This is a genomic window from Nonomuraea sp. NPDC049695 (assembly GCF_040674955.1).
Taxonomy (GTDB): domain Bacteria; phylum Actinomycetota; class Actinomycetes; order Streptosporangiales; family Streptosporangiaceae; genus Nonomuraea; species Nonomuraea helvata.
Genome location: NZ_JBFANV010000009.1, coordinates 82,865 through 107,596, shown reverse-complemented (window position 1 = coordinate 107,596; position 24,732 = coordinate 82,865). Strand labels below are relative to the sequence as shown.

Annotated in this window: 19 protein-coding genes; 11 read left to right on the top strand and 8 right to left on the bottom strand. The window is 68.3% G+C overall.

What is annotated here, in order from left to right; genetic code table 11:
* Nucleotides 1-35 precede the first annotated feature (35 nt).
* From nuoL to AB0J64_RS11155, 4 genes are read left to right on the top strand one after another with little or no spacing between them, the layout of a single operon-like run.
* Nucleotides 36-1,880, top strand: coding sequence for an NADH-quinone oxidoreductase subunit L (nuoL, locus tag AB0J64_RS11170; RefSeq protein WP_364024342.1), 1,845 nt, complete (start codon nucleotides 36-38; stop codon nucleotides 1,878-1,880).
* Nucleotides 1,880-3,439, top strand: a complete 1,560-nt coding sequence (locus tag AB0J64_RS11165) for an NADH-quinone oxidoreductase subunit M (protein WP_364024126.1) — start codon at nucleotides 1,880-1,882, stop codon at nucleotides 3,437-3,439. The genes nuoL and AB0J64_RS11165 overlap by 1 nt, the downstream gene beginning before the upstream one ends.
* Nucleotides 3,436-5,019, top strand: a complete 1,584-nt coding sequence (gene nuoN / locus AB0J64_RS11160) for an NADH-quinone oxidoreductase subunit NuoN (protein WP_364024123.1) — start codon at nucleotides 3,436-3,438, stop codon at nucleotides 5,017-5,019. The genes AB0J64_RS11165 and nuoN overlap by 4 nt, the downstream gene beginning before the upstream one ends.
* Before the next feature lie 12 nt (nucleotides 5,020-5,031).
* Nucleotides 5,032-6,021: a polyprenyl synthetase family protein gene (locus AB0J64_RS11155; protein WP_364024120.1), complete on the top strand. Its 990-nt coding sequence runs from the start codon at nucleotides 5,032-5,034 to the stop codon at nucleotides 6,019-6,021.
* Here the strand turns inward: AB0J64_RS11155 and rarD are convergent.
* The gene (rarD, locus tag AB0J64_RS11150; protein ID WP_364024117.1) at nucleotides 5,989-6,912 is read right to left on the bottom strand and encodes an EamA family transporter RarD; all 924 of its coding nucleotides are present in this window, start codon (nucleotides 6,910-6,912) and stop codon (nucleotides 5,989-5,991) included. The genes AB0J64_RS11155 and rarD overlap by 33 nt on opposite strands.
* Nucleotides 6,913-7,035: 123 nt before the next feature.
* On the opposite strand from rarD, the gene msrA reads away from it, so the two are divergent.
* A complete protein-coding gene (gene msrA, locus AB0J64_RS11145) occupies nucleotides 7,036-7,692 on the top strand; it encodes a peptide-methionine (S)-S-oxide reductase MsrA (RefSeq protein ID WP_364024114.1) in 657 nt (218 codons plus the stop codon).
* A 212-nt stretch (nucleotides 7,693-7,904) separates the two neighbouring features.
* Here msrA and AB0J64_RS11140 read toward each other — a convergent pair whose 3' ends face one another.
* Nucleotides 7,905-8,417, bottom strand: coding sequence for a hypothetical protein (locus AB0J64_RS11140; RefSeq protein WP_364024111.1), 513 nt, complete (start codon nucleotides 8,415-8,417; stop codon nucleotides 7,905-7,907).
* Between the two features lie 35 nt (nucleotides 8,418-8,452).
* On the bottom strand, nucleotides 8,453-9,547 hold the full coding sequence (locus AB0J64_RS11135) for an ImmA/IrrE family metallo-endopeptidase (RefSeq protein ID WP_364024108.1): 1,095 nt from the start codon (nucleotides 9,545-9,547) through the stop codon (nucleotides 8,453-8,455).
* A 335-nt stretch (nucleotides 9,548-9,882) separates the two neighbouring features.
* On the opposite strand from AB0J64_RS11135, the gene AB0J64_RS11130 reads away from it, so the two are divergent.
* The 4 genes from AB0J64_RS11130 (at nucleotide 9,883) to AB0J64_RS11115 (ending at nucleotide 17,154) form a co-directional block, all read left to right on the top strand.
* Nucleotides 9,883-10,575 carry a DUF2306 domain-containing protein gene (locus tag AB0J64_RS11130; RefSeq protein WP_364024105.1) on the top strand — a complete coding sequence of 231 codons (693 nt, stop codon included), beginning with the start codon at nucleotides 9,883-9,885 and terminating at the stop codon, nucleotides 10,573-10,575.
* 46 nt (nucleotides 10,576-10,621) lie between these two features.
* Nucleotides 10,622-10,933, top strand: coding sequence for a hypothetical protein (locus tag AB0J64_RS11125; RefSeq protein WP_364024102.1), 312 nt, complete (start codon nucleotides 10,622-10,624; stop codon nucleotides 10,931-10,933).
* Entirely contained in the window at nucleotides 10,909-11,325 is a 417-nt protein-coding gene (locus AB0J64_RS11120) for a PIN domain-containing protein (RefSeq protein ID WP_364024099.1), read from the top strand. The genes AB0J64_RS11125 and AB0J64_RS11120 overlap by 25 nt, the downstream gene beginning before the upstream one ends.
* 366 nt (nucleotides 11,326-11,691) lie before the next feature.
* Complete coding sequence (locus AB0J64_RS11115; RefSeq protein WP_364024096.1) at nucleotides 11,692-17,154, top strand: carboxyl transferase domain-containing protein; 5,463 nt, start codon at nucleotides 11,692-11,694, stop codon at nucleotides 17,152-17,154.
* Between the two features lie 142 nt (nucleotides 17,155-17,296).
* Here the strand turns inward: AB0J64_RS11115 and AB0J64_RS11110 are convergent, their stop codons facing one another.
* The 5 genes from AB0J64_RS11110 to AB0J64_RS11090 all read right to left on the bottom strand — a co-directional run bounded on the left by AB0J64_RS11110 (nucleotide 17,297) and on the right by AB0J64_RS11090 (nucleotide 22,904).
* Nucleotides 17,297-17,950 carry a 4a-hydroxytetrahydrobiopterin dehydratase gene (locus AB0J64_RS11110; protein ID WP_364024093.1) on the bottom strand — a complete coding sequence of 218 codons (654 nt, stop codon included), beginning with the start codon at nucleotides 17,948-17,950 and terminating at the stop codon, nucleotides 17,297-17,299.
* A 76-nt stretch (nucleotides 17,951-18,026) separates the two neighbouring features.
* Nucleotides 18,027-19,442: an EF-hand domain-containing protein gene (locus tag AB0J64_RS11105; protein ID WP_364024090.1), complete on the bottom strand. Its 1,416-nt coding sequence runs from the start codon at nucleotides 19,440-19,442 to the stop codon at nucleotides 18,027-18,029.
* Nucleotides 19,439-20,176, bottom strand: coding sequence for a polyprenyl diphosphate synthase (uppS, locus tag AB0J64_RS11100; RefSeq protein ID WP_364024087.1), 738 nt, complete (start codon nucleotides 20,174-20,176; stop codon nucleotides 19,439-19,441). Before uppS ends, AB0J64_RS11105 begins: the two co-directional genes overlap by 4 nt.
* Nucleotides 20,177-20,218: 42 nt before the next feature.
* A complete protein-coding gene (locus AB0J64_RS11095) occupies nucleotides 20,219-21,610 on the bottom strand; it encodes a cytochrome b N-terminal domain-containing protein (RefSeq protein ID WP_364024084.1) in 1,392 nt (463 codons plus the stop codon).
* Between the two features lie 139 nt (nucleotides 21,611-21,749).
* Nucleotides 21,750-22,904: a methyltransferase gene (locus AB0J64_RS11090; protein ID WP_364024081.1), complete on the bottom strand. Its 1,155-nt coding sequence runs from the start codon at nucleotides 22,902-22,904 to the stop codon at nucleotides 21,750-21,752.
* Nucleotides 22,905-23,110: 206 nt separating this feature from the next.
* Between AB0J64_RS11090 and AB0J64_RS11085 the strand changes: the two genes are divergently transcribed.
* Nucleotides 23,111-24,043: an ABC transporter ATP-binding protein gene (locus AB0J64_RS11085; RefSeq protein ID WP_364024078.1), complete on the top strand. Its 933-nt coding sequence runs from the start codon at nucleotides 23,111-23,113 to the stop codon at nucleotides 24,041-24,043.
* Nucleotides 24,040-24,732: an ABC transporter ATP-binding protein gene (locus AB0J64_RS11080; protein WP_364024075.1), complete on the top strand. Its 693-nt coding sequence runs from the start codon at nucleotides 24,040-24,042 to the stop codon at nucleotides 24,730-24,732. The genes AB0J64_RS11085 and AB0J64_RS11080 overlap by 4 nt, the downstream gene beginning before the upstream one ends.

Here is a 24,732-nt window from a genome sequence, read left to right as displayed (position 1 = left end):
AGCACACCGGCGGGGTGATCGGCAACGCCTGGCTGATGATCGCTTTCCCCTTGGTGGGAGCGTTCATCCTGCTGGTGTTCGGCCGGTTCACGAACCGCTGGGGCCATCTGCTGGGCGTGGCCATGTCCCTCGCCTCGTTCGTCGTGGCGGTGCTGGCGTTCTTCCAACTCATCGGGTTCGGGGAAGAGGAGCGCCGGCGGGCCGTCGAGCTTTATGACTTCATCCCCGGTCTGGTGAAGATGGGGCTGCTGATCGACCCGCTGTCGATCAGCTTCGCGCTGTTGATCACAGGTGTGGGCTCGCTGATCCACATCTACTCGATCGGCTACATGGCCCATGACGAGCACCGGCGCAGGTTCTTCTCCTACCTGAACCTGTTCGTGGCCGCGATGCTCCTGCTGGTGCTGGCCGACAACTACGTCGGCCTGTTCATCGGCTGGGAGGGCGTCGGTCTGGCCTCGTACCTGCTGATCGGGTTCTGGCAGTTCAAGCCGTCGGCGGCGGTCGCGGCGAAGAAGGCGTTCATCGTCAACCGCGTCGGCGACTTCGGCCTGCTGGTCGGCATGTTCGTCATCTGGACGACGTTCGGCACGCTCGCCTTCAAGGACCTCGCGGCCAAGACGACCGGCGTCGAGAACGGCACCACGCTGGCCGTCGGCCTGCTGCTGCTCCTCGGCGCGTGCGGCAAGTCCGCGCAGCTCCCGCTGCAGTCCTGGCTCCTCGACGCCATGGAGGGCCCGACCCCCGTGTCGGCCCTGATCCACGCCGCGACCATGGTGACCGCCGGCGTCTACCTGGTGGTCCGCTCCGGGGCGTTCTTCTTCCACCCCGGCTCGGGCGCCGCGCTCGCGGTCTCCATCGTCGGCGCGGCCACGCTGCTCGCCGGTGCGATCATCGGTTGCGCGAAGGACGACATCAAGAAGGGCCTGGCCGGTTCGACGATGTCGCAGATCGGCTACATGATGCTCGGCGCCGGCCTCGGCCCCGCCGGGTACGCGTTCGCGATCGGCCACCTGATCACGCACGGCTTCTTCAAGGCCGACATGTTCCTCGGCGCCGGCTCGGTCATGCACGGCATGAACGATGAAGTGAACATGCGGAAGTACGGCGGGCTGCGCAAGGTCATGCCGGTCACCTTCGTCACGTTCTTCATCGGCTACCTGGCGATCATCGGCTTCCCGCTGCTGTCCGGTTACTTCACCAAGGACGGCATCATCGAGACCGCCGTCGAGCACAACCAGGTCCTGGGCTGGCTGGCCGTGCTGGGCGCGGGCATCACCGGCTTCTACATGTCGCGGATGGTCTTCATGACCTTCTTCGGCGAGAAGCGCTGGGCCGAGGACGCCCACCCGCACGAGTCTCCGGCCGTCATGACCTGGCCGCTGATCATCCTGTCGATCGGCTCGATCTTCCTGGGTGGCTACCTCATCCTGAGCAACCGGCTCATGGACTTCCTCGCCCCGGCCGTCGGGGCGCCGGAGGAGAAGCCGGTGTTCCACTTCGCCAGCACGCCGGGCCTGGCCACGCTGGCGCTCGTCGCGGTCGGCGCGGCCTTCGCCTGGATGAAGTACGGCCGGGCCGAGGTGCCGGTCCTGCAGCCGCGCGGCTCGTTCCTCACCACGTTCGCCCGGCGCGACCTGTACGGTGACGCGCTCAACGAGTCGCTCTTCATGCGTCCCGGCCAGTGGCTGACCCGGATCGCGGTGTTCTTCGACAACCGCGGCATCGACGGTCTCGTCAACGGCCTGGCCGCGGGCATCGGCGGCAGCTCCGGGCGCCTGCGGAGACTCCAGACGGGCTTCGCCAGAACGTACGCGCTGTCCATCTTCATCGGTGCCGCCCTGCTAACCGGCGCCCTGCTCCTCGTTGGGAACATCTGATGTCACCCTGGCTTCCGATACTCATGGCGGTGCCCGTGGTGGGCGCCATCGTGGTGGCCCTGCTTCCCAAGGGCAGTGACAAGCTGGCCAAGCAGGTAACGCTGCTGGTCTCGCTGCTGACGCTGGTCCTCACGGGCGTCATGGCCGCCGGGTACAAGCCGTCGGGCCCTCGGTTCCAGTTCGCGGCCGAGTACAACTGGATCCCGAGCTTCGGTGTGAAGTTCGGGGTCGGCGTCGACGGCGTAGCGCTCGTGCTGATCGCCCTGTCGGTGGTGCTGGTGCCGCTCGTGGTGCTGGCCTCCTGGCACGACGCCGACGGCGTCAAGACCGCCGACGGCACGCTCATCACGCCCAAGCGGTCGGTGAAGACGTACTTCTCGCTGCTGCTCGTGCTCGAGACGATGATGATCGGCGTCTTCGCGGCGACCGACATCTTCCTCTTCTACGTCTTCTTCGAAGCCATGCTGATCCCGATGTACTTCATGATCGGGTCGTACGGCGGCGCCCAGCGGTCCTACGCGGCCGTCAAGTTCCTGCTGTACTCGCTCTTCGGCGGCCTGCTCATGCTGGTCGCGGTCATCGGTCTGTACTTCGTGGCCGGCAAGTCCACGTTCATGTTCCCCGAGCTGATCGGGGCCATCAAGGACCCGGGCATGCAGAAGTGGCTGTTCGGCGGCTTCTTCATCGCCTTCGCGATCAAGGCCCCGCTCTGGCCGGTGCACACCTGGCTGCCCGACGCGGCCGCGCAGGCTCCCGCCGGTGCCGCCGTGCTGCTGGTGGGCGTGCTGGACAAGGTCGGCACGTTCGGGATGCTCCGCTTCTGCCTGGAGCTGTTCCCCGACGCGTCCAAGGCGTTCACGATGCCGATCGTCGTGCTGGCGGTCATCAGCATCATCTACGGCGCCATCGTGGCCATCGGGCAGACCGACATGAAGCGGCTTATCGCGTACACGTCGATCTCGCACTTCGGCTTCATCGTGCTCGGCGTGTTCGCCATGTCGTCCGTGGCCCAGTCCGGCGCCGCCCTCTACATGGTCAACCACGGCTTCGCCACCGGCGCGCTGTTCCTGGCCGCGGGCTTCCTGATCGCCAGGCGCGGTTCGCCGTTCATCGGCGACTACGGAGGCGTCCAGAAGGTCGCGCCGCTGCTCGCCGGCTTCTTCCTGGTCGCCGGTCTGGCCGGTCTCTCGCTGCCCGGACTCTCGTCGTTCGTCAGCGAGTTCATGGTCATGATCGGCACGTACTCCAGCCAGGCCCACGGCTCGGGTGCTCTGACGGTGGCCGCGGTGGTCTCCGCGGTGGCCGTGATCCTCGCCGCCGTCTACATCCTGTGGATGGTCCAGCGCACCTTGAACGGGCCCACGGCCGAGCCGGTCAAGGCGTTCAAGGACCTGAACGCCCGCGAGGTCTGGGTCCTGGCTCCGCTGGTCGCACTGATCATCGGGTTCGGCTTCTTCCCCAAGCCGCTGCTCGACGTGATCAACCCGTCGGTGCAGCAGACGCTGACCAACGTGCACGTGCCGACCTCCACCATCGCTGAGAAGGGGACAGGTCAGTGAACTCCATCCCAGCGCCGACGATCGAGTACGGCACGCTGGCGCCGCTGCTGGTGGTCTTCGGCGCGGCCATCATCGGCGTGCTGGTCGAGGCGTTCGCGCCGCGATACCTGCGTAAGTCGATCCACGTCCCGCTCACCCTGCTGAGCCTGTTCGGCGCGTTCGCGCTGGTGCTCGTGCAGGTCCTGCGCGGCAACGTGCCGACCGCGCCGGTCGCCATGGGCGCGGTCGCGGTGGACGGGCCCGCGCTGTTCATCTGGGGCGTCATCCTCGTCCTGTCGTTCGTGTGCGTGCTGCTGATCAACGACGAGGGCCACTTCGTCGCCTCGGCCGCGGCCGTGCCCGGCAGCGCCGACGAGGAGGAGGCCGAGGCCGAGGGCGGCGGGCACACCGAGGTGTACCCGCTGGTGCTGTTCGCCGTGGGCGGCATGCTGCTCTTCCCGGCCTCCCATGACCTGCTGACGATGTTCGTCGGCCTCGAGGTCATGTCGCTGCCGCTCTACCTGCTGTGCGGCCTGGCCCGCCGGCGCCGCCTGCTGTCGCAGGAGGCGTCCATGAAGTACTTCCTGCTGGGCGCGTTCTCCTCGGCCTTCTTCCTGTACGGCACCGCGATGGTGTACGGCTTCGCGGGCACCGTCTCGCTGCCGGGCATCAACGCGGCCATGGCCAAGAACGCCTCGCTCGACCCGATCCTGATGCTCGGGCTGGCGCTGCTCGGCGTGGGCCTGCTGTTCAAGATCGGTGCAGCGCCGTTCCAGGCGTGGAAGCCGGACGTCTACCAGGGCGCTCCCACCCCGATCACCGCTCTGATGGCCTCCGGCACGCTGGTCGCGGCCGTGGGCGCCGTGCTGCGGGTGTTCTGGGTGGGTCTGGGCAACCTCGACTGGAACTGGCGGCCGATCATCTGGGGCGTCGCCGCGCTCACCATGATCGTCGGCTCGATCCTGGCGATCACGCAGACCGAGATCAAGCGGATGCTGGCGTACTCGTCCATCGCGCACGCGGGCTTCCTGCTCGTCGGCGTGATGGCCACGTACGGCTCCGCGGACCAGAACGTCGTGTCCCTGAAGGCGATCCTGTTCTACCTCGCCGTCTACGGCGTCACCACGGTGGGCGCGTTCGCGGTGGTCACGCTCGTACGCGACCCGGGCGGTGAGGCCGGGCACCTGTCACGCTGGGCCGGGCTCGGCAAGCGCGCGCCGTTGCTGGCCGGGGTGTTCGCCTTCTTCCTGCTGGCCTTCGCGGGCATCCCGATGACGAGCGGCTTCTTCGGCAAGTACGCCGTCTTCGCGGCCGCCCTGAACAGCGGGACGCAGCCCGGCGACTCGATGGGCGGCTGGATGGCCGGCCTGGTCGTGGTGGGCGTGGTGGCCTCGGCCATCGCCGCGTTCTTCTACGTCCGCGTCATCGTGTTGATGTTCTTCAGCGAGCCCGCGGCCGATGGACCGGCGATCGCGGTGCCCAGTATGGGGACCGTGGCCGTCATCGCCGTCTCCCTGCTGGTTACCGTAGGGGTGGGGCTCTACCCGGAGTCCGTGCTCGGTGTTGCCAACGACGCTGCTCGCAGCCTGTTCATCAGATAAGGGGTTTTGTGTATGTCTGCGCCTCCCGTGGTTGACCTTCCCATCGAGGACGAGCGGTTGGCGCAGGACCTGGCCACCGGAATGGCCGCGGTCGAGAAACTCCTGCGCTCGTCGGTGGAGAGCGAGGACGCCTTCGTCACGGAGGCGTCCAAGCACCTCATCGAGGCCGGCGGCAAGCGGTTCCGCACGCTGATGCTGCTGCTCGCCGCACAGTTCGGCGACCCGTCCGCGCCGGGTGTCGTGCCCGGCGCGGTGGTGATCGAGCTGACCCATCTGGGCTCGCTCTACCACGACGACGTCATGGACGAGGCCCCGGTACGCCGGGGCTCTCCGTCCGCCAACGCCCGGTGGGACAACACCGTGGCGATCCTCACCGGCGACTTCCTGTTCGCCCAGGCGTCCGACCTCCTCGCGGACCTCGGCCCCGAGTTGATCCGCATTCAGGCGCAGACGTTCTCCCGCCTCGTACAGGGACAGATCCGCGAGACCGTGGGCCCGCGTGACGGCGAAGACCCGATCGCCCACCACCTGGGCGTGCTGACCGACAAGACCGGCTCCCTGATCGCCGCCTCCGGCCGCTTCGGCGCGCTGCTGTCCGGCGCCCCCGCCGACGTCGAGGAGCGGCTCAGCCGGGCATGTGAGGCCATCGGTGTGGCCTGGCAGCTCGGCGACGACCTGCTGGACGTGGCGTCCACCGGCGCGCAGTCGGGCAAGACGCCGGGGACGGACCTGCGGGAGGGCGTCAAGACCCTGCCGGTCCTGTACGCGCTGGCGTCGGACGAGTCTTCCCGGCTGGGCGAGCTGCTGTCGGGGCCGGTGGCGGAAGAGGATGTGGACGAGGCGTTGACCTTGCTCCGCGCCCACCCCGCGATGGGGCAGGCGCGGGCGGAGCTGGAATCGTGGGTGGACCGGGCTCGTACCGACATCTCCGGCCTCCCGGACATCCCCGCCAGGTCCGCATTTTTGGCGCTATGTGACTACGTGGTCGAGCGTTCTGGCTGACAGCCGGACGCGCCGGGCGGCCCGGGCCGTCCTGATGCTGTCGTACGTGAAGATCGCCAAGGCCAGCCAGACGATCGAGAACCCGATCCACCGGCTGGACGGCATCGTCTCCTTGGCGATCAGCACGCCGCAGGCGAACTGCAGGACCGGTGCGATGTACTGCAGGAGCCCCATGGTGCTGAGCGGCACCCGGATGGCCGCCGCCCCGAACCAGATCAGCGGCACGGCGGTGGCCACCCCACCTCCGATCAGCAGCAGAGCGTGCCCGAGCCCCTGCCCGGCGAACGTTCCCTGCCCGCCCGTCTGCAGGAAGAGGATGTAGCCGAGCGCGGGAAGGAACAGAACCAGGGTCTCGATGGCGAGGCCCTCGGTGGCCGCCACGTTGGCCCGCTTCTTGACCAGCCCGTACACGCCGAAGCTCACGGCCAGCGTGAGCGCGATCCACGGCAGCCGCCCGTAGTCGACCGTCAGCACCACCACCGCGAGCGCCCCGAACCCGACGGCCGCCCACTGCAGCGGCCGCAGCCGCTCCCGCAGCAGCACCACGCCGAAAAGCACGTTGACGAGCGGGTTGATGAAGTAGCCAAGAGCACTCTCGACGACGTGCCCGCTGTTGACCGCGTAGATGTAGACGCCCCAGTTCACGGTGACGAGCGCGGCGGCCAGCACGAGGAGTCCCAGCTTCGCGGGCTGTCTGACGAGAGAGCGGAACCAGGACCAGTGCCGGCGGACGGCCAGCACGGCGGCGACCACGACGAGCGACCACACCATGCGGTGGGCCAGGATCTCGACGGCGCCGGAGGGCTTGAGGAGCGGCCAGTAGAGGGGGAACAGGCCCCACAAGGTGTAGGCGGCGATCCCGAACAAGACACCGCGCCGAAGGTCAGGCATGAAGCCCATCTTCGGCCATTACCACCTTTAAACACAAATTTCGTCCGCTATACGGAATTGTGTAGCCACACTAAAGCGTTGAGGGCTATGTACTCTGGGACGAGACCTAGTGGAGGTAGTGCCATGGGCTGGCTTTTCGGCGGAAACAAGACATCGATGGTCCGACCCGAGGACGCCCTCCCGGGCCGCCAGGACCCGATGCCGATCCCCTCCCGCCACGCGGTCCTCGACGCCCCGCTCACCCCGCCCCCGGGCCTGGAGGTCGCGGACTTCGGCCTCGGCTGCTTCTGGGGCGCCGAGCGCAAGTTCTGGCAGACGCCCGGGGTCGTCACGACGGCGGTGGGCTACCAGGGCGGATACACGCCCAACCCGACGTACGAGGAGGTCTGCAGCGGCCTCACGGGCCACGCCGAGGTCGTCCGGGTGGCGTTCGACCCCGCTCAGGTGTCGTACGAGGAGCTCCTGAAGGTCTTCTGGGAGGCCCACGACCCGACGCAGGGCATGCGCCAGGGCAACGACGTGGGGACGCAGTACCGTTCGGCCATCTACTACCACTCGCCGGAGCAGCAGAAGGCGGCGGAGGCGTCTCGGGAGGCGTACCAGGGGGTGCTGAAGGCGGCCGGCTACGGCGAGATCACCACGGAGGTCGCCGCGGCGGGCCCGTTCTACTACGCCGAGGACTATCACCAGCAGTATTTGTTTAAAGTCCCGAACGGGTACTGCGGAATCGGCGGCACCGGGGTGGCCTGTCCGGTCGGGTTGACGTCCGGCGAGGCCTGAGCTTGGCGGGACGCCCTTCCGGCTGCGACAAGGGCGCCCGGGCTTGGGACGCGTATCTCTTGTGAACTTGGTGGCATGAGCGTGATGCGCGAGCAACTTCGTCACTTGGTGGACTGACTGCCCCTCCACGGTGGTCACTGCAGTGTGGCCCGGCGTGGTCTGAGAGGTCTGCCTGACATCCGGCCAGGCACGAACGGTCGTCGCAGGGAGACCTAGAGAAGCCCGCGGTCTCTGGCCCAGCCCGGAAGCTCAGGTCCTGTGCAGGGAAGACGCATCCCGGAGGCTCGTAGAGCGTCCACGTGGTTGCAAATCTCGACCAGAGTCATCTTGCCGAGCCCCTGCAGCCGGGTCAGCAGCCATATGGTGCCGTGGATCTCGGGTCCGTTCGCCCGGCCGACCTTCGTCGCGTCTCGGTCATCCGTGAGCGCGACCAAGCCATGTACCTGAGCCGCGGCGAAGATACTGGCTTCTCCCTTGTCGTAATCGTCGCTGGTGCCGAGTAGCTGGCTCCATGTGTCGAAGGCGATGAGCTCTTCGACCGAATCCTGAGGTTGGATTTGCAACCACTCAAGTTCCGTGAGGCGCTGCAGCAAGGGACACTCATCGGAGTATTTGCCTAGCTCGTCGACAACGACAAGAGTCGTGGACATCTCCGTGACACTTGCTCCTAGAACATCGAGCCGGTCGGCCTTGGCGAAGTGAAGGAGCACCATGGTGTCGGTCACGAGCGGAGGCAAAGGGCCAAGAGGCTTCGATTCGGTCACGGGCGCTCATCCGTCTCAGCTATCGGAGGCAGATCCGTCTCGCTCTTGAGCTGTCCGTGCATGAGCTCCAGAGCTCGGTGACTGGTGATCCGACCGTTCTTGTACGCCGTCATCACCGCGTGAGCGAAGATTGGAGATACGCGGATCTCGTCCAAATCCGGCTGAGGTGTCCAGCCCAGGGAATCCCTGAACTCCGCGAAGGTCGGTGGACAGGTCCGCAGGTCCTTCTCTTCGTTCTGGCTGATTGCATTGGCGACTCTTGCCTGCCGCAGCGCGAGACTCCAGGAAGTCCGGTACTCCGCCGCGAGACGAACCAACTCCGCTCTGGTGAGGGCAGTCGATGTCGCAGCACGCCGGATCGCCTCAACCGGCAAGAGAAGCTCAGCGGCGAAGGTGTCTATCACGGCTTCACGAGCTTCGCGGGAGGTGCCTACTCCCAGGTCGGTGGAGTATTCATCGCCCAGAATCAGGTGCCCGAGTTCATGGGCGGCAGTGGTTCGCCGCCGTCCGGGATCGCCGCTGATGGAGACGACGGCGGCAGCCACGTCACCGTCTATCGCCGAAGCACCTTCTCCAGAAAGATCGGTCACCAGGACGAACTGGCCACACCGTTCACACAGGCCGGCGAGCGATTCGATGGGGGCCAGCCCCAAATCCAGTTCAGCTCTCAGCCACCGGGCCGCATCTGCAGCCGCCGCTGGCCGATCGACCTTGCCGTTATATCGCTTGATGGGGATGAGTTTTAGCGCCCCGAGAGAAACCAGGAGTCGGATCTCCCGAATCCAGGCCGCGAGAGCCACATCCATGCGATAGGAAGCCTGTGCGGCAGGCGACGCCGTGTCCTCGGCCAGAGGCGGGCGGTGGGACATAACGGCTGGAGGCGCGTTGAGGAAATGACCCATCGGAAGATCGAGCGCTCGGGCCAGTCGTACGAGTTCCAGAGCGTCGAGACGCCTTGTGCCCGCCTCGATCTTACTGACCATGGTTCTGTCGAGACCGGTCAGCTCGGCCAACTGCTCCTGAGAGAGCCGCATGGCCAGCCGGGATTCGCGGACTCGCGCGCCGATGTCGGTCCAATCGAGCGTGCTCATGGTGCGATAATCGCACACTCGTCGGTGAGGTGGCCACTGGCACGCAGCTTGAGTGCGACGTCTTTACCCAAGGCTGCCGCCAAGTTGGGCCATAGTCACTCATGTCACGTCTTGCCTATTGGTGCGCGAGGTGAACTGCTACGGCGTCCTGTGTTCTGGGCGGCCACCGGACGTGGAAAACGCCGTGCGGGAGGACTGTGAGGGTGGTCGGGGTCTGAGACCGCCGAGCGGAGCGATCTCAGCCGAAAGTACGACTGATCGGTGGTCGATCGGACGACTCGCGTCGGGCTCTTCGGCTGAAGAATTACCAGGGCGCCGGCCATCACCATCAGGACATGACCAACGAGAGCATGGCGGTACGATCCGCGCGTTCGCCGCGCGGCCGCGCGCGAGGTGGATGGCCGGTTCCTGCCGGGTTGATCACCCTCAGTCTCATTCCCGTGATCTCCGGTGCCCTGCGCATGACCGAACTGGCCGGCGGTCCCGTGACCATGCCGGCGACCCCGGCCCTCGCGGCGCCTCTGCCCCTGGTGTTGCACATTCTCTGTGTCAGTGCGTACAGCATCCTGGGGGCCTTTCAGTTCGTTCCTCGACTGCGACGCCGCACGAACGGCTGGCATCGGAGGGCTGGGCGGCTGCTCGCCGGCTGCGGGGTTATCGCGGGGCTCACAGGTATGTGGATGGCGCTTTTCCAAGGCCGTCCCGAGGACGGCGGTCTCCTTCTCGGCTTCCGGCTCGTGTTCGGTACGGCGATGGTCGTTTCGATCGTGCTCGGCTTCGCCGCGATCCGGCGGCGGGACGTCGCCCGGCACCGGGCCTGGATGATCCGTGGTTACGCCATTGGCATGGGGGCCGGCACGCAGGCGTTGACCCAGCTGCCCTGGATTCTGATCGTCGGGGTTCCGGGTGATCTGCCCAGGGCGTTGCTCAACGGTGCCGCGTGGGTGATCAATCTGCTGGTGGCCGAATGGGTCATCCGGCGGGTGGCGCGTCCAGGCGACGCTCCTAGAGCAGCTTCTCTTGCATAGAGTAAGGATCGGCCCTTTTAGCTACCTCGAGTAGTAAACTGGTTTCATGAGCATGCCGGAACGGGAGTTCGGCCCAGGAGACGGGCCGGCCGCCAAGGTGAGCGTGTCGCTGAGAGCGGGCAACATCCGCGCCATCCGAGAGCGGGTTGGAGCCCGCGGGTTCTCCGCCTATGTTGATGCCGCTGTGGAGCGCCAGATCGAGCGGGACCTCTTGGAGGAGGCCCTTCAGGCTAACGAGGCCGCCTCTGGGCCGATCCCACAGTCTTTGCGTGACGAGGCGGCGGAACTCTTTCGCCACGTCAAGTCCGCGCCTGAACTCCAGGAGAAGGATGGATGGCGCGCTCACGAAGCAGGCTGAGCGCGGGCACTGTGGTTCTCGACTGCGAGGGGCTCGTGAAGTGGTGCGAGGCCGACCGGCGGGTGACCGCGTTCGTACGGGAGGCGCAAGACAACGACTTTCGGGTTGTGGTCAGCGCAATGACACCGATCGAGGCGCAAGACGTTCGCGTCAAAAGCGATCGTCTCAGGTGGTACCTGTCCCGGCTGAAGATCGAGCCTGTGAGTGAGGACATCTCGTCACGGGCGATCGAGCTTCTTCGAGATACACGTCTGCACGGTCACAAGTACGCCATTGACGCTGTGGTCGCGGCTACCGCACTGCGCTCGGTGCGCCCGGTCATCGTTGTGACATCTGATGAGGACGACATGGGGAAACTGTGCGGGAAAACCGTACAGGTGGTTCCTGTTTGAGAATGCTCACGGGGTGACGGGCGCGAGTGTCCGGAACTGTTGCGTGAGGCGAAGCGCTACCACCAGCAATATCTGTGGAAGAACCCGAACGGCTACTGCGGCTTCGGTGGCACCGATGTCGTCTGCCAGCCGAGGCTGACGTCCGGGGAGGCGTGATCGGCCCCCGAAGTGCACCGCTGCTCTGTTCGGACACGCCCGGTCACGTGCCGACGGCCGACGGCTTTTGATCGGTTACTACAACTGGAGCCGCAGAGCATGCGATGTCTCCTACATGGCGCTTCCGGCCGGTAGACGGAAAGGTGGACAGTGCCGGGAGTCTCTGTGGCCCGGCGTGCGCATCGTTCGTCTGCAGGAAGGCTTGGTCGAGTGTTCCGTCGTGTCGCCATCGTCAACCGTGGTGAGGCTGCTATGCGGCTCATCCACGCCGTACGGGATATCGCCGCGGAGATCGGGACACGGATCGAGACCGTCGCCCTGTACACCGACGTCGACCGCACGGCCACCTTCGTCCGTGAAGCCGACCTGTCCTACGATCTCGGCCCCGCATCCGCGCGCCCGTACCTCGACCTGAAGGTGCTGGAGCGCGCGCTGGTGGAAACCGGGGCCGACGCGGCGTGGGTCGGCTGGGGCTTCGTCGCAGAGGACCCGGCCTTCGCGGAGTTGTGCGAGAAGGTTGGAGTCACCTTCGTCGGACCGAGTGCGGATGCCATGCGCAAGCTCGGCGACAAGATCGGCGCGAAGCTGATCGCCGAGGAGGTCGGCGTGCCGGTCGCGCCGTGGAGCCGTGGTGCGGTGGAGACCCTGGACGCAGCCCTGGCGGCGGCGGCCGAGATCGGCTACCCGCTGATGCTGAAGGCGACCGCGGGCGGCGGCGGGCGCGGCATCCGGGTGATCACGAACGAGGTCGAGCTCGCCGACGCCTACGAGCGCACCAGCCAGGAGGCCGCGCGGGCGTTCGGTAGCGGCATCGTGTTCCTGGAGCGGCTGGTCACCGGTGCCCGGCACGTCGAGGTCCAGGTGATCGCCGATGGCGAGGGCACCGCGTGGGCCCTCGGCGTCCGCGACTGCTCGGTGCAGCGGCGCAACCAGAAGGTCATCGAGGAGTCGGCGTCGCCGGTGCTCAGCCCCGTACAGGCAGCCGAGCTCAAGGCGTCGGCCGAACGGCTGGCCGTCGCGGTCGGTTACCGCGGCGCGGCGACCGTCGAGTTCCTCTACCACCCCGGCGACAAGATGTTCGCGTTCCTCGAGGTCAACACTCGCTTGCAGGTCGAGCACCCGATCACTGAGATCACCACCGGGTTCGACTTGGTCAAGGCTCAGCTGCGGGTGGCGTCCGGGGGCAGGCTCGAGGGCGAGCCGCCGGTGGAGCGCGGCCACGCCATCGAGGCCCGGCTGAACGCCGAGGACCCCGACCGCGACTTCGCGCCCTCCCCGGGTCGCATCGCGCGGCTGGACCTGCCCGCCGGGCCGGGCATCCGCGTCGACACCGGCGTCAGCGAAGGCGACACCATCCCCGCCGACTTCGATTCGATGATCGCGAAGATCATCGCCTACGGCCGCAACCGCGATGAGGCGCTCGGCAGGCTGCGCCGGGCGATGGCGCAGACCAAGGTGATCATCGAGGGCGGCGCGACGAACAAGAGCTTCGTGCTCGACCTGCTCGACCAGCCCGAGGTGATCGACGCCACTGCGGACACCGGCTGGATAGACCGCGTGCGCGGCGAGGGCAGGCTCGTCTCGCACCGGCACTCCGCCGTCGCGCTGGCGGTCGCCGCCATCGAGGCGTACGAGGAGGAGGAACGCGTCGAGCGGCAGCGACTGCTGTCGACGGCGTTCGGCGGACGCCCGCAGGTGCAGCACGAGAGCGGCCGACCGCTGGACCTCAAGCTGCGTGGCGTCGCCTACCGGGTGCGCGTCGCGCGGGTCGGCGCGCATCGGTTCCGCGTCGGCGTCGAAGCAGGTGACGCCGTCCGCACCGCCGACGTCGAGCTCGACCGCTTCGACCGGCACACCGGGCAGATCGTGGTCAACGGCGCCCCGTACCGGATCCTCACCGGCACGCACGGGCCGATCCACCTGGTCGAGGTGGACGGCGTGACGCACCGGGTCAGCCGCGACGAGGGCGGCGTCGTCCGCTCGCCCGCGCCCGCGCTGGTCGTCGCCACGCCGCTGGAGATCGGCGCCGAGGTCGAGGCGGGCGCGCCGGTGCTGGTGCTGGAGAGCATGAAGATGGAGACGGTGCTGCGGGCGCCGTTCAAGGCGCGGCTGAAGGAATGCGCCGTGTCCGTGGGCAGCCAGGTGGAGACGGGTGCACCGCTGCTGCGGCTCGAGCCGCTCGCCGACGGCGGCGCCGAAGCGGAGGGCGCCTCGGCCGCCGGCTCCGTCAAGCTGGACCTGCCCGCCGCACCCGGGAAGATTCCGGCGCGGGAGCGCGCCACGCGCGGCCAGGAGGACCTGCGCAGCCTGCTGCTGGGCTTCGACGTCGACCCGCACGACGAACGCCGGGTGCTCGACGAATACCTCGCCGCACGCCGGACGGCCACCGAGGACGGCCACCGGCCGCTGGCCGAGGAGCTCGAGCTCGTTGACGTGTTCGCCGACCTCGCCGAGCTGAGCCGCAACCGGCCGGCAGGCGAGGACGGCGGCGGCGGCCACGTGCACAGCGCCCGCGAATACTTCCACACCTACCTGCAGAGCCTCGACGTGGAGCGGGCCGGCCTGCCGGAGGCGTTCCAGGGCAAGCTCGCCAAGGCGCTTGGGCACTACGGCGTCACCGAACTGGAGCGCTCTCCCGAGCTCGAAGCCGGCGTGTTCCGGATCTTCCTTGCCCAGCAACGCGCGTCCGCCAACGCCACGGTCGTCGCGACGTTGCTGCGCGCGTGGCTGCGGGAGCCGCCGCCGGACGAGGCGCTGCGTGAGCCCGCCGGTCTCGCGCTGGAGCGGCTGCTGGCGGCCACCCAGGTCCGCTTCCCCGTGGTCTCCGACCTGGCACGCGGCGTGGTGTTCGCGTGGTTCGGCCAGCCGCTGCTGCGCCGCAACCGCGCCCGCGTCTATGCCGACGTCCGCAAGAACCTGCGCCATCTGGACGCGCACCCGGACGCGCCGGACCGCGCCGAACGCATCGCCGAGATGGTACGCACCACCGAGCCGCTGGTGCGGCTGCTCGGCCAGCGGCTGGTCCGCGACGACCTGGACAACGCGGTCATGCTGGAGGTGCTGACCCGGCGGTACTACGGCAACAAGGGTCTCACCGGCGTCCGCACCAGCGAGGTCGCGGGCTGCACGTTCGTGGTCGCCGAGCGCGCGGGCTCGTGCGTGGTCTCCTCCGCGGTGAGCTTCGAAGCGCTGGGTGGCGCGCTGCGCGGGCTCGCGGAGCTGGCGAGCGGCGAGGAGGCCATCGACGCCGACATCTATCTCGGTTGGGAGAACCAGCCGGAGGACTCCGACGCGATGGCGGCCGCGCTGCACGAGGTCGTCAGCGCGCACCCGCTGCCGGACCAGGTCCGCAGGCTCACCGCCACCGTCGCGGGCAGGGGCGGTGCGGTGATGCACCACCACTTCACGTTCCGCCCGTCGGCCGACGGGATGGCCGAGGAGCGGCTGATCCGCGGCCTGCACCCGTACATCGCGCAGCGGATGCAGCTGGAGCGGCTGGGCAAGTTCGACCTCACCCGGCTGCCGTCGTCGGACGAGGAGGTGTATCTCTTCCAGTGCGTGGCGCGGGAGAACCCGTCGGACGACCGCCTCGTCGCGTTCGCGCAGGTACGCGACCTGACCGAGCTGCGCGAGCACGACGGCAGGCTGGTCGCGCTGCCGACGGTCGAGGACACCATCGCCGCCTGCCTCGACTCGATCCGCCGCGCACAGTCGCTGCGGCCGTCGAAGAAACGCTTCAACACCAACCGGATCGTGGTCTACGTCTGGCCGCCGAGCGACCTCACCCGCGCGGAGATGGAGATGATCGCCGGGCGCGTGCGGCCGACGACCGCGGGCGCCGGGCTTGAGGAGATCCTGTTCATCGCGCGGCAGCGCGACCGGAAGACCGGCGAGTTGACCAAGATCGCCGTACGCATCTCCTTCGACGCCACCGGCGGAGCCGAGCTGACCGTCGGCGAGCCGTCGGACGAGCCGGTGGAGCCGGTCGACGACTATCGGCTGAAGGTGCTGCGGGCGAGCAGCCGCAACACCGTGTACCCGTACGAGCTGACCGGCCTGCTGGGCGACTTCGTCGAGCACGACCTCGACGACGACCACGCGTTGGTGCCGGTCGATCGGCCGAAGGGGCGCAACACCGCGGCGATCGTCGCGGGCGTGGTCACCACGCCGACCCGGCGGCACCCGGAGGGCGTCACCAGGGTCGTGCTGCTCGGCGACCCGACGAAGGCCCTCGGCGCGCTGTCCGAGCCGGAGTGCCGCCGCGTGATCGCCGCGCTGGACCTGGCGGAGCGGATGAAGGTGCCGCTGGAGTGGTACGCGCTGTCCGCCGGCGCCCGGATCTCCATGGAGTCGGGCACGGAGAACATGGACTGGGTGGCCGCGGCCCTCAAGCGGATCGTCGAGTTCACGCAGGACGGCGGCGAGATCAACATCGTGGTCGCGGGCATCAACGTCGGCGCGCAGCCGTACTGGAACGCCGAAGCGACGATGCTCATGCACACCAAGGGCATCCTCGTGATGACGCCGGACTCGGCGATGGTGCTCACCGGCAAGCAATCGCTCGACTTCTCCGGTGGCGTCTCGGCCGAGGACAACTTCGGCATCGGCGGCTACGACCGGGTGATGGGCCCGAACGGGCAGGCGCAGTACTGGGCGCCGAACCTGTCCGCCGCCCGGGACGTGCTGATGTCGTACTACGACCACACGTACGTCGCACCCGGCGAGAAGGCGCCGCGGCGGGCGAAGACGATCGACCCTGTCGACCGTGACATCTCCGACTTCCCGCACGCGGTGGCGGACAGCGACTTCGCCACCGTCGGCGAGATCTTCTCCGCCGAGGCCAACCCGGACCGCAAGAAGCCGTTCGACATCCGGACCGTGATGCGGGCGCTCTCCGACCAGGACCATCCGGTGCTGGAACGCTGGGCGGGCATGGCCGACGCGGAGACCACGGTGGTGCAGGACGTGCATCTCGGCGGCATGCCGGTGTGCCTGCTCGGCATCGAGTCACGGTCGGTGCCGCGCCGCGGCTTCCCGCCCACCGACGGCCCGGATGCCTACACTGCGGGCACGCTGTTCCCACGGTCGTCGAAGAAGGCCGCGCGGGCGATCAACGCGGCCAGCGGCAACCGGCCGCTGGTGGTGCTCGCGAACCTGTCGGGCTTCGACGGCTCCCCGGAGTCGATGCGGAAGCTGCAACTGGAGTACGGCGCCGAGATCGGCCGCGCGATCGTGAACTTCCGCGGGCCCATCGTGTTCTGCGTGATCTCGCGGTACCACGGCGGAGCGTTTGTGGTGTTCTCGAAGGCGCTGAACCCGAACATGACCGTGCTCGCGTTGGAAGGGTCGTTCGCCTCGGTGCTCGGCGGCGCCCCCGCCGCCGCGGTGGTGTTCTCCGGCGACGTCGACGCTCGCACCGCGGCCGACCCGCGCGTGCGGGACCTGGAGGCCCGCATCGCGGCCGCCTCCGGCACCGACCGCGCCGCGTTGACGGCGGAGCTGGACGAGCTCCGCTCGTCGGTCCGTGTGGAGAAGCTCGGCGAGGTGGCCACGAAGTTCGACCGCGTGCACAACATCCAGCGCGCGGTCGAGGTCGGATCCGTCGACGCCGTCATCCGCGCCGCGGAACTGCGCCCGCGGATCATCGAGGCCATCGAGTCCCGCCTGCGCTGACCCCCACTTCAGCGCCGTGCTGAGGGCCGTGTGCGAACCATGCGGGAAGACCGTGAAGGTGATGATGCCGGCCCGAGGCTGCCGGCGGTTACGTCAGCCATCGGGCCTTTCACGTGGACAGGCAGGCCCGGTGGCGGTTATGTCAGCCACGGGCCTGCCAGGTGCACAGGCAGGCCCGGTTGCCTTCGGGGTCGGCGAGCACCCAGAAGCTCGGCGCCTCCGCGTCGCTGAGCAGCGTGCCGCCGGCGGCGAGCGCCGCGTCCATGCGCGGCTGGACCTGCGCAGGATCCACCCATATGTCGAGATGCCAGCGCTGGCGGGGCTCCTCGCTGCCGGACGCCTGGAACCACACGGTCGGCAGAACGTCGGCCGGGTCGCGGACTTCGTCGCCGAAGTCGGGGCCGGACAGATGCTCCGTCGCCAGCACCGCGGCCCAGAACGGCGGAATCGACTCTCCGGCCGGGGTGTCAAGGGCGAGTTCGAGCCGGGAGAGGCTCGAGGACTCCAGCTGCGCGCCGGCCTCGGCGGTGATGGAGGAGATGACGCGGGCCAGCCGGATGTCGCGGTCTGTGACCGCGCGCTCGTCGTGGCTGGTCAATCGGACGTCTACGTGGGTGTAGCGCAGGTCGAGGTCGGGATGATGGTTCATCTCCTCGGCCGCCGCGCCGATGGCGTTGACGACTGAGAGCCCGGTCGCGAAGTCCTTGGTGAGGATGCGGGTCTGCAGGCCGCCGAGCAGGTATGCCCACCCGTCCAGGCCTTCGTCGCCGATCTGCTGTCCGGTCAGCTTGCTCATACGGCATCCTTGCATGCCAGGGCCCGACGGCGAACCGGTCATGGATCTCCACGTTCGCCCCCGACTGCGCCTCTGACTAGGACAGGAGAGAGTCGTAGGCGGTCGAGTGCTGTTGCCCGGACATGAAGGACAGGAACTGTCTGACGAAAGCGCTGCGCGAGTAGCTGTCGGCGCTGCCGGTCAGGTCGCGGTGGAACGCCGTGCGGAACAACCTCTGGTATTCCTGTGCGTCGATCGCCTGGTCGTCGTCGGTGTCGGTGACGTCGAACAGTACGTCGGCGATCTTGACCAGCCCGGAGCTGGGCAGGGAAGCGGCTGAGGCGGCGTATTCCTGTCGTGTGACGCGTCCGTCGCCATCGGTGTCGAGGTTGGTCTGCAGATCCCGCCACCAGGCGGCGTAGGCGTGGTAGAGCCGCTCCTCGTCCTTCTCGTCCAGGTCGAGGCGAGTGGCGATCTCTCGTGCCATGGCCGCCAGGTCAGGCCAGGCGAGGTGGCCGTCGCCGGTCTGGTCCAGGACCTCGGCGAAGAACCGGTCGGCTGAGCGGGTGGCCTGGTTGACCTGGTCGGGAGCCGGGGTGACGAGTCTGAGCAGGGCCGCGGCCTGGCCCGCCTTGCGGCGTACGGTCCCCCATGGTCCAGAACCGCTGGAGTGGTCGGGGTCCAGCAGGCTCATGATCGAGCCGACGTGCACCCAGCTGTCCGGAAGGAGGCGGGTGGCGAGTCCGGCGGTCAGGTAGGCCCCGTGCATGAGCGCCCGCGCCCCTGGGACGTCAGGCAGGGCGACGCGCCGGCAGAAGGATTCGGGCAGCGACGCGATGGTGATCGCGGCGGCCACCGGGCCTGCCACGGCTCGGCCCGCGGCCCACACTGCGGGATGGTTGCGCAGCAAGGGCGGTGCGGGCACGTTGGCGAAGAGCCGGTAGAGGATGACCCGCACCGCCTCGGTGCTCTCCAGGTGCTGGTCGATCATGTCGTCGTAGTAGGGCCAGAACCCCTGCAACGTCGCGGGGAGCTGGTCGCTGTCACCCTCGATCAGGGTCAGGAAGGCACGGAACTCGGCGTAGAGCTGTTCCAGTGCGGGCCTGTCGAGCGACTCGCCGCTCAGCCGATACATCGTCACCGTCGATTCGAACAGGGTCGCCACCACCCAGGCGCGTGCCTCGGAGTCCATCGCGTCGTAGCGGCGGCCTTGCGGGTCGGTGCCCGAGATGCGGGCGTGCAGGCGGTTGAGGCGGGCAGCCTCCCGGTCGCGAACGTGATGGTCCGGGTCGAGGATCCGCTGCGTGCTCGCCAGCGTGTTGCGCAGACGCCGCCACGGATGGGTCACGAACGTCGAGTTCTCGATCAACGCCGTGCCGATCTGTGGGTGTGCGGCTTCCAGCACCGTGGCGCGGGTCACCGCGAGGCCCCACCGCGGGTCGTTGACGAGGCGGCGCAGCATCGAGTCCGGCCCGAAGATGTCTACGGTCTGCTCTGCGGTAGTCCGGGTCATCGAGGTTCCTCTCCCGTAGTGGCGATCGACCGGCGGACATCGCCGAACCGGCGCTGGCGCGATCGGTAGACCTCAAGGCACTCCCAGAGGTGGGTCGCGCGGAAGTCGGGCCATAGCACCTGTGGGAAGACCCATTCGGCGTAGGCCACCTGCCAGAGCATGAAGTTGGAGATGCGTTGCTCGCCGGAAGTACGGATGACCAGGTCCACATCCGGCGTGTCGGAGTAGGGGAGATGCCGGGCGAAGGTGGCCTCGGTGACCTGCTCGGCCGGCACGGCGGCGTGGATGAGCGAACGGGCGGCTTCCACGATGTCGCGGCGTCCCCCGTGATCGAAGGCGACCGTCAGCGTCATCTGCCTGTTGTCGCTGGTGAGCGTCATCAGATCGGTGATGTCCTGGACCAGGGGCGTGGGGATCCGTGGATCGGACATGCCGAGGAACCTGCACCGGACGCCCCGCGCGTGCAACGCCGGTGCGTGCTTGCGGATGGCGCGCCGTACGAGCCGCATCAGGATGTCGACCTCGCCCGTCGGCCTCCGCCAGTTTTCGGTGGAGAAGGCGTACAGGCTCAACCACTTGATGCCGGCCGAGCGGGCCGCCTCGATGATGTCGATCACGGCGGCCTCTGCCGCCTCGTGGCCTGCGGTGCGCGGCAGCGATCGCTGCGCGGCCCACCGCCCGTTTCCATCCATCACGCAAGCCACGTGTCTCGGCAACCCGCTGATGATTTCCATAGCTGAGCGTGACTGTATCATTACTCAAAGTGCTGAGGAAATCTATCGCCCTGAGGTGATCGCCGGCTCCCTGCTCTCCTGCTGTGCCGGCGCCGGCCGTTCGTGGAACCCGCCGTCCGGGGAGCGCATGATGATCCCGGTCTCCACTCCGTGCTCGGCCACGTGGCGATCCGTCTGCTGAAGTGCGAGGCAGATCCACCGGGTGATGACGAAGGCGATGGCGGGGCCGATGACCACGGCGAACCTGAAGAAGATCGTCACAGCATTGACGTTCATGTGGAACTGGTGGGCGATCTGGTCGTTGGCCGCGGCTGCCCACAGCAGGCCGTAGAACGTGACGCCGGCGACGGCGATGGCCGTCTTCACCGGCCTCTCATGCGGCCGATCGAGCAGGTCATGTGCGGGCGTCTCCCGTGCCATGCGTCTCGTGGTCTTGGGGCGGCCCAGCGCGTCGCGGCGGTTGCGTCGCGAGGCGAGGAAGCGCTCGGCCATCGGGTAGGCGGCCAGGGCGGTGAAGAAGACCCCGGGTACCACCAGTGTGGGGACGAGGGCCGCGAGGTTGAGCGTGTGGTCCCCGATGGTGAGTTCCCACCCGGGCATGATCCGCAGGGCGCCGTCGAGGAAGCCCATGTACCAGTCGGGGACGGAGCCCGCCGAGATCTGCGTCGGCTTGGCAGGGCCGTACAGCCATATAGGGGCAATCTGGAAACCGAACCCGAGAATGATCAGCATGCCGATCGTTGCGAGCGCCATCGTCGGGCGCGCGTTCTGCCGTGCCGGGATGGAGGCGATGAACCGGGAGTGGCCGTGCCGCCGCACCAGTAGTTCGCGGGCGATCAGCATCGCGACCATGACGACCGGGATCAGCAGGTGCGCCCCGTACATGACCGGAATGACCCTGTCGCCGGGGAAGTCCGGGCCGAACAGCAGCGACATCACCCAGGTTCCCACCACGGGGATGGACTGCACGACCGACATGATCAGCCACAGGCTCCCACCCGACAGCATGTCGTCAGGCAGGGCGTTGCCGGTCTCGCCCGCGGCCATGCCCAGCGCCAGCAGCGTCACCCAGATCAGCCACTGTCCGGTGCGCGGGCGGCGGAACGCGCCGGTGAGGAACATGCGCAGCAACTGCAGGACGACGGCCGCCACGAAGACGAGCGCCGCCCAGTGGTGGACCTGGCGGATGAGCAGGCCGCCGCGCACCTCCAGGCTCAGGTGCATGGTCGAGTCGAAGGCTCTGCTGACGAAGAGTCCGCGCAGAGGGCCGTACGAGCCGTCATAGGTCACCTGGGACATGCTGGGGTCGTAGAACACCATCAGCACCGCCCCGGTCGCCGCCAGGACCACGAACGACCAGACGGCGATTTCCGCGAACATGAACGACCAGTGGGAGAACTGAAACGAGCGGCGCCTGGCCGACAACGAACGCATTTGGGCCCCCTAACCTTGCCTACTCCTATGACGGAATGGGGCTGGGGACTGTGACAGCGATGAGGCGTCGGTGACGGTGATTCGCGTCACCACCACGCCTGCCCGCGTGAGCGTTCCGGAGAAACCCTGTGGAGCGCGGTCAGCGCTTGACGGCTCGTAGGACGACGAACTTGGGGTTGCTTGCGGCGATCTCGCAATTGCCGAAGAGCCGACGCAGCTTCACGTGGTAGCCGAGGTGGCGATTGGCGACCACCCAGAGTTCGCCGCCGCGGCGTAGCGCCGCGCGCGAACCGTTGAACATGCGCCAGGCCGTCGCGTCAGTCCTCGCGCGGTGCGTGTGGAACGGCGGGTTGGTCAGGATCAGATCCACCGTCCCTGCCGGTACGCCGGACATGCCGTCGGCCGCCACGAACGTCGCTGTGCCGCCCATGTCCGTGTTCGCTCGGACCGTGGCCTCCGCCGAGGCCAGCGCCTGGTAGGACTCGTCGATGAACGACACCTTGGCCTGGCCGTCGGTCAGTGACGCGGCGAGACCGATCACCCCATTGCCGCAGCCCAGATCCACGACATGTTCACGACCCCGCAGCGGCGGCAGGTTCTCCAGGAAGAACCGGGTGCCGATGTCGAGGCGGTCGGCGCAGAAGGTGCCGGCGTGGTTGATGACGGTGAGTCCTGAGACCGCTCCGATCCCGGTGGGGAGGGTGTACTTTCGCGGCCACGGGCTGGCGTGACGGGGCATCCGGGAGTCGGGTGAGCAGAAGATGAGCCGTGCCTTCTTCACCGCCAGTGACGTCTTGGTCGGTCCGAGAATGCGTTCGAACAGCTGCAGCGTCGACGTGTGTATCTCGGTGACCATTCCCGCGCCGACGATCACGGTGCCCGCGTGCACGTGCGGTGCGAGACAGTGCAACTGGTCCTCAAGGAGCGAGAGCGCCTTGGGCACCCGGATCAGCAGCACATCGATCCGGGGTGGTGGCGGATCCATGGTCGTACAGAGCCGCACCGCGTCCTGGTCGATCTCGTTGCGACTCAGGTTCGCGCGGGTCGCCTGCTGGGTGAGGTAGGAGTCGGTGATCTGCACGGGTCGATGATCGGAGAGCGCGGTGACCAGGGCGCCCCAGCGGTCGCCCAGCACGACCACGGTGCCCGTCAGGCCGATCGGTTCGCCGTCGATTCCCTCGAGATGCCGCAGCAGGTACTCATCGGCGGCGTCCCAGGCGCGCAGCTGGTCACGGGGGTCCTCGGGGAAGCGGGTGAGCCCGAACTCACCTCTCGACGTCGTCAAACGGTTCATCGTGACTCAGGCTAGCGAGTCGCCGCGATGCGTCGGCACATGCCTGCCCTGCCTCGGCTGACCGTAGAAGATGGGCGGGCGCCTCCGGCAGCATCCAGCGCGGCCGGACCGTCGTGGGAGCGTGATCACCCGAGGCCGTTGGCCCTGGCGCATGGGGACTATAGAGTCTGGCCAGAGATCAGCGCGACGCCGCACCGAGGAGGGGGATGTCCAGAACGCCGCTGCCCCTGCCGCAGCCGCCTCCGAAGGCGCCGGAGTTCGGGCGGGACACGCTGATCGCCTGCGAGAGCCTGGTACGGATCTACCAGACCGGATCGGTCGAGGTGCAGGCACTGCAAGGGCTGGACCTGGCCGTGGAGAGCGGCGAGATGGTCGCCGTCGTCGGGGCGTCCGGGTCGGGCAAGTCGACGTTGCTGTCCATCCTCGCCGGCGTCGACGCCCCCACCGCCGGGCGGGCACGCGTCGACCGGTGGAACCTGCTGGCGATGTCCCGCGCCGACCGCGTGCACTACCGGCGGCACACCGTCGGATTCGTACGGCAGCAGACGGCCAGCAACCTCGTGCCGTACCTGACCGCACGGCAGATGATCGACCTGCCGATGACGGCGGCCCGTACGCCGGCCCGCACCCGCCGCGCCCGCGCCGCCGAGCTGCTGGAGACCTTGGGCATCGCCGACTGCGCCGACCGGCGTCCCGCGCAGTTGTCCGGCGGGCAGCAGATGCGGGTCGCCATCGCGGTGGCCCTCGCCAACCAGCCCCGCGTCCTGCTGGCCGACGAGCCGACCGGCGAACTGGACACTGCCACCTCCGCCGAGGTCTTCACGACGCTGCGGGAGGTCAACCGGCAGCTCGGTGTCACCGTCGTCATCGTGACCCACGACCCTGCGGTCAGCGGCCAGGTCGAGCGGACCGTGGCGATCCGCGACGGGCGTACCAGCAGCGAGGTGCTGCGCCGCACCGCCACCGGTGTCGACGGCGACACCGAGGTGATCGCCGAGGAGTACGCCGTGATGGATCGCGCCGGGCGGGTCCAGATCCCGCGCGACTACCGGGAGGCGCTGGCGCTGACCAGGCGGGTCCGGCTGGCGCTGGAGGCGGACCACGTCACGATCCGCCCCGACCTCGGTGAACACTCATGAGCGCCGCTCCGCTGCTCACCGTACGCGGCGTCCACCGGCGCTTCGGCGCCGGATCTGCCGCCGTCCACGCTCTGCGGGACGTGTCGTTCGACCTCCCCGCCGGCACCATGACCGCTCTCATCGGCCGGTCCGGCTCCGGCAAGACCACTCTGCTCAACGTCATCGGTGGACTGGACCGCCCGGACTCCGGGACCGTCCTCGTCGACGGTACGGACGTCACGGCCCTCGACGAGGACGGCCTGTCGCGATTACGGCGTGAGAAGGTCTCCTACGTTTTCCAGACGTTCGGCCTGATCCCGGTGCTGTCGGCCGCGGAGAACGTCGGCGCCCCGTTGCGGCTGGCCCGCGTACCGTCGGGGGAGCGTGAGCGCCGCGTCGAGCTGCTGCTGGAGCTGGTGGGCCTGGCCGAGCACGCCGAGCAGCGTCCGGGCGAGCTGTCCGGCGGCCAGCAGCAGCGGGTGGCGATCGCCCGGGCCCTGGCCGCCTCGCCCCGGCTGCTGATCGCCGACGAGCCGACCGGGCAGCTGGACGCCGAGACGGGCCTGTCGGTGATGGGGCTGCTGCGCGGCGTGGTGGAGTCCGAGGGCGTGACGGCGCTGGTGTCCACGCACGACCCGACGATGGTCGCGCTGGCGGACCGGGTGATCCGGATCAACGACGGGCGGCTCGACGGGCAGGACGTCTCGTGA

Coding starts and splice junctions, on each gene's coding strand:
- nuoL (WP_364024342.1), top strand. CDS start 36: ATGATCGCTTTCCCCTTGGTGGGAGCGTTCATCCTGCTGGTGTTCGGC.
- AB0J64_RS11165 (WP_364024126.1), top strand. CDS start 1,880: ATGTCACCCTGGCTTCCGATACTCATGGCGGTGCCCGTGGTGGGCGCC.
- AB0J64_RS11155 (WP_364024120.1), top strand. CDS start 5,032: ATGTCTGCGCCTCCCGTGGTTGACCTTCCCATCGAGGACGAGCGGTTG.
- rarD (WP_364024117.1), bottom strand. CDS start 6,912: ATGCCTGACCTTCGGCGCGGTGTCTTGTTCGGGATCGCCGCCTACACC.
- msrA (WP_364024114.1), top strand. CDS start 7,036: ATGGGCTGGCTTTTCGGCGGAAACAAGACATCGATGGTCCGACCCGAG.
- AB0J64_RS11135 (WP_364024108.1), bottom strand. CDS start 9,547: ATGAGCACGCTCGATTGGACCGACATCGGCGCGCGAGTCCGCGAATCC.
- AB0J64_RS11130 (WP_364024105.1), top strand. CDS start 9,883: ATGACCAACGAGAGCATGGCGGTACGATCCGCGCGTTCGCCGCGCGGC.
- AB0J64_RS11125 (WP_364024102.1), top strand. CDS start 10,622: ATGAGCATGCCGGAACGGGAGTTCGGCCCAGGAGACGGGCCGGCCGCC.
- AB0J64_RS11120 (WP_364024099.1), top strand. CDS start 10,909: ATGGCGCGCTCACGAAGCAGGCTGAGCGCGGGCACTGTGGTTCTCGAC.
- AB0J64_RS11110 (WP_364024093.1), bottom strand. CDS start 17,950: ATGAGCAAGCTGACCGGACAGCAGATCGGCGACGAAGGCCTGGACGGG.
- AB0J64_RS11105 (WP_364024090.1), bottom strand. CDS start 19,442: ATGACCCGGACTACCGCAGAGCAGACCGTAGACATCTTCGGGCCGGAC.
- uppS (WP_364024087.1), bottom strand. CDS start 20,176: ATGGAAATCATCAGCGGGTTGCCGAGACACGTGGCTTGCGTGATGGAT.
- AB0J64_RS11095 (WP_364024084.1), bottom strand. CDS start 21,610: ATGCGTTCGTTGTCGGCCAGGCGCCGCTCGTTTCAGTTCTCCCACTGG.
- AB0J64_RS11090 (WP_364024081.1), bottom strand. CDS start 22,904: ATGAACCGTTTGACGACGTCGAGAGGTGAGTTCGGGCTCACCCGCTTC.
- AB0J64_RS11085 (WP_364024078.1), top strand. CDS start 23,111: ATGTCCAGAACGCCGCTGCCCCTGCCGCAGCCGCCTCCGAAGGCGCCG.
- AB0J64_RS11080 (WP_364024075.1), top strand. CDS start 24,040: ATGAGCGCCGCTCCGCTGCTCACCGTACGCGGCGTCCACCGGCGCTTC.